Annotated in this window: 5 protein-coding genes and 2 pseudogenes; 6 read left to right on the plus strand and 1 reads right to left on the minus strand. The window is 71.6% G+C overall.

Annotated elements, in window-relative coordinates; all coding sequences use genetic code 11:
• The 5 genes and pseudogenes from NCC78_RS26775 to frr form a co-directional block, all read left to right on the plus strand.
• Positions 1 to 637 (plus strand): annotated as a pseudogene (locus NCC78_RS26775) (hypothetical protein); the annotation flags it as partial.
• Between the two features lie 337 nt (positions 638 to 974).
• Entirely contained in the window at positions 975 to 1,880 is a 906-nt protein-coding gene (gene rpsB / locus NCC78_RS26780; protein ID WP_250797943.1) for a 30S ribosomal protein S2, read from the plus strand.
• Positions 1,881 to 2,015: 135 nt separating this feature from the next.
• Positions 2,016 to 2,843, plus strand: coding sequence for a translation elongation factor Ts (tsf, locus tag NCC78_RS26785; RefSeq protein WP_250797945.1), 828 nt, complete (start codon positions 2,016 to 2,018; stop codon positions 2,841 to 2,843).
• Positions 2,844 to 3,006: 163 nt separating this feature from the next.
• On the plus strand, positions 3,007 to 3,771 hold the full coding sequence (pyrH, locus tag NCC78_RS26790) for a UMP kinase (protein ID WP_250797946.1): 765 nt from the start codon (positions 3,007 to 3,009) through the stop codon (positions 3,769 to 3,771).
• 77 nt (positions 3,772 to 3,848) lie between these two features.
• A complete protein-coding gene (gene frr, locus NCC78_RS26795; RefSeq protein WP_250797947.1) occupies positions 3,849 to 4,406 on the plus strand; it encodes a ribosome recycling factor in 558 nt (185 codons plus the stop codon).
• A gap of 79 nt (positions 4,407 to 4,485) precedes the next feature.
• Here frr and NCC78_RS26800 read toward each other — a convergent pair whose 3' ends face one another.
• The gene (locus NCC78_RS26800; protein WP_250797949.1) at positions 4,486 to 4,932 is read right to left on the minus strand and encodes a hypothetical protein; all 447 of its coding nucleotides are present in this window, start codon (positions 4,930 to 4,932) and stop codon (positions 4,486 to 4,488) included.
• A 342-nt stretch (positions 4,933 to 5,274) separates the two neighbouring features.
• Here NCC78_RS26800 and NCC78_RS26805 point away from each other — a divergent pair.
• A pseudogene (locus tag NCC78_RS26805) lies at positions 5,275 to 5,487 on the plus strand (phosphatidate cytidylyltransferase); the annotation flags it as partial.

The raw sequence follows: 5,487 nt of genomic DNA on the forward strand, positions 1-5,487 counted from the left end.
CCGGGCGAGCCGGTCTCGCCGGGCCGACCCGGATCCTGAGACCTCGGGGGAGCTGTCCGCCGGCCGTCGCGCCGCCCGGGACGCCGTCTCGGTGTCCGGCGCCGACGCGCTGGCCGGTGCGGGCCCTGTCGAGCGGGGCGCGGAGGCGACCCGCCCGGCCCCGGTGGGCGGCTACCCGATCGTCGAACCCCCGCGCGGGGGCGACACGCCGCACCCGCTGGAGATGCCGACCGGGCCGATGCCGCCGATCGGCCCCCGGGGCGATCTCCCGCCGGGGGAGCTGCCGGCGTACCCGCCGGTCGTGGGACCGCATCCCGGCGCACCGGCCGGCGACGGGGTCTACCGGACCCGCCGTCCGGCGCTGGCGGTGCTCTTCGCCCTGCTGGTCGCGGTCTTCGAGCTTCCCGCGCTGCGGGTGCTGCTGACCGGCGTCACCGGGGACCCCGTCTCGGCCGCCAACGTCGTGGTGGGCACCTTCCTGGTCTGCGGACTGCCGATCTTCGCGATCGGCCTGTACGGGCTGCGGACCGGCGGGCTGTCGCTGGCGGAGGGGAGCCGGGGGTGGTTGCGCCCGCCGACGGCCTATCTGACCGTCGGTCTGGTGCTCTTCGTCGCCGCCGCCCTCGCCGCCCGCTGACCCGGCCTGGCCCCGTGGGGCGGCGCCTTCGGGACGCAACGGACGGCCGGGCGCAAACCGGGTGGCGCGTCCGAAAGGCTCCCGGCGGTACGCCGGGCCTGGGCGGTCCGACCCGTTCCGCGCACCCGAGGCGTCGGTGGCGGGGAAGGGGCGTACACTGGTCGACTGGCGACCGCCTCGCGCGGTCGACCTCGCGCGCCTTCTCCACGAATTGACGTGGGGCGACGGCCTCCCTGGTCCCGATCTTGATCGGGCCCGCCATGGCCGACGACCGGGCGCCAGGATGCCCGGCCGCCGGCCGGGCGGAACAACCAGGGACTGCAAGGAGTACCCCACCATGGCCGTCGTGACCATGCGCCAGCTGCTGGAGAGCGGTGTCCACTTCGGGCACCAGACCCGGCGCTGGAACCCGAAGATGAAGCGCTTCATCTTCACCGAGCGCAACGGTATCTACATCATCGACCTGCGCCAGACCCTCGACTACATCGAGAAGGCGTTCGAGTTCGTGCGCGGCACCGTCGCCGAGGGTGGCAGCATCCTCTTCGTCGGCACCAAGAAGCAGGCCCAGGAGGCCATCGCCGAGCAGGCGACCCGGGTTGGCCAGCCGTACGTCAACCACCGTTGGCTCGGTGGCATGCTGACCAACTTCCAGACGGTCTACAAGCGGCTGCAGCGGATGAAGGAGCTGGAGGCCCTGGGTGACCTGAGCGGCACCGCCGCCGGGTACACCAAGAAGGAGACCCTGCAGCTGTTCCGCGAGAAGACCAAGCTCACCAAGACCCTTGGTGGTCTGCGGGACATGCAGAAGCTTCCGTCGGCGATCTGGGTGGTCGACACCAAGAAGGAGCACATCGCCGTCGACGAGGCCCGCAAGCTGGGCATTCCGGTGATCGCGGTGCTCGACACCAACTGCGACCCGGACGAGGTCGACTTCCCGATCCCGGGCAACGATGACGCGATCCGTTCGGCCGAGCTGCTGACCAGGGTCGTCGCCGCCGCCGTCGCGGACGGCCTGATCGCCCGCTCCGGCCGTCGTCGGGGCGCCGACGAGAAGCCCGAGCCGGGTGTCGCCTCCGACGAGCCGCTGGCCGAGTGGGAGCGCGAGCTGCTCGAGGAGCCGAAGAAGGCCGACGAGAAGCCGGCGCAGCAGGCCGAGCAGCCCGCCGCGCAGCCGACCGAGCAGCCCGCCGCGCCGCAGGCCGAGCAGCCGGCCGAGCAGCCGGCGACCGCCGCCGCGGAGTGACCGCACCGCCGCCTCCCCACCGTCCGTTTTCGCCGACGGTGGGGAGCGGCGGGTACGCCGGGCACATCGGGCTCGGATCCGGGTAACCGGCACCAGGACCATCCCACCCGCAGTCTCAACACCGAAGAGAGAGCCATGTCCAACTTCACCGCCGCGGACGTCAAGAAGCTCCGCGACCTCACCGGCGCCGGCATGATGGACTGCAAGAAGGCGCTGACGGAGGCCGAGGGCGACTTCGACAAGGCCGTCGAGATCCTGCGCGTCAAGGGCGCCAAGGATGTCGGCAAGCGGGCCGGGCGCACCGCCGCCAACGGTCTCGTCGCGCACTCGGGCCAGGCGCTGCTCGAGCTCAACTGCGAAACCGACTTCGTCGCCAAGACCGACGCCTTCATCGCGCTCGCCCAGCAGCTGGTCGAGCACGGCGAGCGGGCCGGCGTCAGCACCGCCGAGGAGCTGCTCGCCACCGAGCTGGACGGCAAGACCGTCGCCGACCTGGTCCAGGAGCAGTCCGCCAAGATCGGCGAGAAGCTGGTCCTCAACCGGTTCGCCAAGCTCGAGGGCACCACCGCCGTCTACCTGCACCGCAAGAGCCAGGACCTGCCCCCGGCGGTCGGCGTGCTGGTGCAGTACGCCGGCAAGACCGACGAGGCCGGTGACGCGGACGCCCGCGCCGTCGCCATGCAGGTCGCCGCCATGCGGCCGAAGTACCTCACCCGCGACGAGGTGCCGGCCGAGGTCGTCGAGTCCGAGCGGCGCATCGCCGAGCAGACCGCCCGCGAGGAGAACAAGCCCGAGGCGGCGCTGCCGAAGATCGTCGAGGGCCGGGTGAACGCCTTCTTCAAGGACTACGTCCTGGTCGAGCAGGCGTCGGTGGCCGACAACAAGAAGTCGGTGAAGCAGATGCTGGCCGAGGCCGGCATCGAGGTCACCCGCTTCGTGCGGTTCGAGGTCGGCCAGGCCTGAGCCGCTCCTCGGGCGCGTCGCGCGTCCGTGGACAGCAGAACGTCGACGAGGAGGCCGCCGGTGTACGTGACAGGCACCGCGGCCTCCTCGTCACATAGGGTCGGCTACGGCAGTTTCGCGGTACGCGGCGCACGGGGTGTGCGCATGGGGAAGGGCGGGGCGGATGACGCAGGTTGTGAGTGACCGGAGTCTGGCGGCGGACGATCCGACGGCGCCGCCCCCCGGCCGGGCCCGTCGGGTGGTGCTGAAGCTCTCCGGCGAGGTCTTCGGCGGGGGCGCGATCGGCGTCGACCCCGACGTCGTGCAGGGCATCGCCCGGCAGATCGCCACCGTCGTCCGTCGCGGTGTGCAGGTCTCGGTGGTGGTCGGTGGCGGCAACTTCTTCCGCGGCGCGGAACTGCAGAAGCGCGGGATGGACCGGGCCCGGGCCGACTACATGGGCATGCTCGGCACCGTGATGAACTGCCTCGCGTTGCAGGACTTCCTGGAGAAGGAGGGCATCGAGACGCGCGTGCAGAGCGCGATCACGATGGCCCAGGTCGCCGAGCCGTACATCCCGCTGCGCGCCATCCGGCACCTGGAGAAGGGCCGCGTGGTCATCTTCGGCGCGGGTGCCGGCATGCCGTACTTCTCCACCGACACGGTCGCCGCCCAGCGTGCGCTGGAGATCCGTGCCGACGTGGTGCTGATGAGCAAGAACGGCGTCGACGGCGTCTACACCGCCGACCCGCGGGTCGACCCGACCGCCAGCAAGTTCGACTCGATCACCTTCTCCGAGGTGCTGCGCCGCAACCTGCGGGTCGCCGACGCCGCCGCGTTCAGCCTGTGCATGGAGAACGGCCTGCCGATGCTGGTCTTCGGCGCGCAGGGCGACGACATCATCCGGGCCGTGGGTGGCGAGAAGATCGGCACTCTGATCACCGCCTGAGCGGTCCTCCGGCCGACCACAGCGGTCCTGGCGACACCACAAGCCCACGACGAGCACAGAAGGAGGCGAGGAGACCGGTGATCGACGACACCCTCCTCGAGGCCGAGGAGAAGATGGAGCGTGCGGTCGAGCACGCCAAGGAGGAGTTCGGCGCCATCCGCACCGGTCGCGCCACTCCGGCCATGTTCTCCAAGGTCATCATCGACTACTACGGCACCCCCACCCCGCTGACCCAGATGGCGTCCGTGGCCGTCCCCGAGCCGCGCATGGCGATCATCAAGCCGTACGACAACTCGCAGATCAACGCCATGGAAAAGGCGATCCGCGACTCCGACCTCGGCGTGAACCCGAACAACGAGGGCAACCAGCTGCGCATCCTGCTCCCGCAGATGACCGAGGAGCGCCGCCGCGAGATGATCAAGGTTGCCCGGCACAAGGGTGAGGAGGCCAAGGTGGCCATCCGCAACATCCGCCGCAAGGGCAAGGAGGAGCTGGACCGGCTCGTCAAGGACGGCGAGGTCGGCGAGGACGACGGTCGCCGCGCCGAGAAGGAGCTGGACGACCTGACCCAGCGCTACGTCTCCGCCGTCGACGACCTGGTCAAGCACAAGGAGACCGAACTGCTGGAGGTCTAGTCCCGGCAGTGGACGCCCGGCGTCCCGGATGACACGAAGAGGCCCGCCCCCGACCGGGGACGGGCCTCTGTCGGTTGCCTCAGCGGGGGATCCGGACGGTGCGCGTGGTCTCGGTCAGGGTCACCCCGTCGGTGGCGCTGTGCAGCTCGAACCGGACGGTGGCCCGGCCCGGGTGCAGGACGACGGGCTCGGCCCGGTAGAAGCCCATGACGACGATCTCGGTGCCGCCGTCGCAGATGATCTCGCCGGCGCCGCGCGCGGTGGTGGCCCAGCGGGCCGGCAGGCCGTCCTGGGTCAGGGAGGCCGACAGGAAGTAGATGCCGGTCGGGCAGTTCCGCACCGTGCCGCGCACGACCGTCGCCGGGTACTCCGGGCCGCCGCCGTCGAAGCTGGGGTCGTACGGGTAGAACTCGCTGGTGCGGTGCTCGATCCGGATCTGCGCGTCGGGCGTCGCCGCGACGGCTGGCGGCGTCACCGCCAGGACGGCGGTGACGACCGCCAGCAATACCAGACTCACTCTGCGCACGTGCTGCTCCCTTCCCCGTTCACGCCAGCGGCGTGGTGTACGGCCAGCCGACCACCGACGGGACGCGGCGGTCCTCCGCCGTTCGTCCAGTCGGCCGGTCGGATAGGCGTCCGTGGATCGCGACGCGCGGACGGCCGCCCGGACCCCCGGGGTGGACCATCGTCCGCCGTGCAGGACGGGTGGGTGCAGTAGGCTCGGCACGATTCCCGGCCACCCTGCGGTGAACGGTGGGGATCGGCCGGCCGTCCAGCCGGTCAACCGGACGGAACAGTCGCGCGGGTAGGGGATGGTTGTGGTTGTGCGTCATGTGGTCGATCTCGTACCGCTTCCACCCGGTGCGTGATGTCCCACCTCGACCCCTACGGCAGCGCCGAGCCCCGCGGCTGGGACCGGCCCGACCGGCCCGCCCCCGCCCTGCCCTGGCCTGAGCCCGAGCCCGAGCCCGGCCAGTGGCACCGCGGTCCCGGCGGCGCCCCCGACGGGTACGCCGATCCGCGTACCCGGCCCCGCCCGCAGGCCGACCCGTACGCGCAGCCGCGCGCCGGGGCGTACTCG

The sequence above is a fragment of the Micromonospora phytophila genome, from assembly GCF_023656545.1.
Classification (GTDB): domain Bacteria; phylum Actinomycetota; class Actinomycetes; order Mycobacteriales; family Micromonosporaceae; genus Micromonospora; species Micromonospora phytophila.

Bases quoted from the DNA above. Each gene is read 5' to 3' on its own strand.
- rpsB (WP_250797943.1), top strand. From the start codon at position 975: ATGGCCGTCGTGACCATGCGCCAGCTGCTGGAGAGCGGTGTCCACTTC.
- tsf (WP_250797945.1), top strand. From the start codon at position 2,016: ATGTCCAACTTCACCGCCGCGGACGTCAAGAAGCTCCGCGACCTCACC.
- pyrH (WP_250797946.1), top strand. From the start codon at position 3,007: ATGACGCAGGTTGTGAGTGACCGGAGTCTGGCGGCGGACGATCCGACG.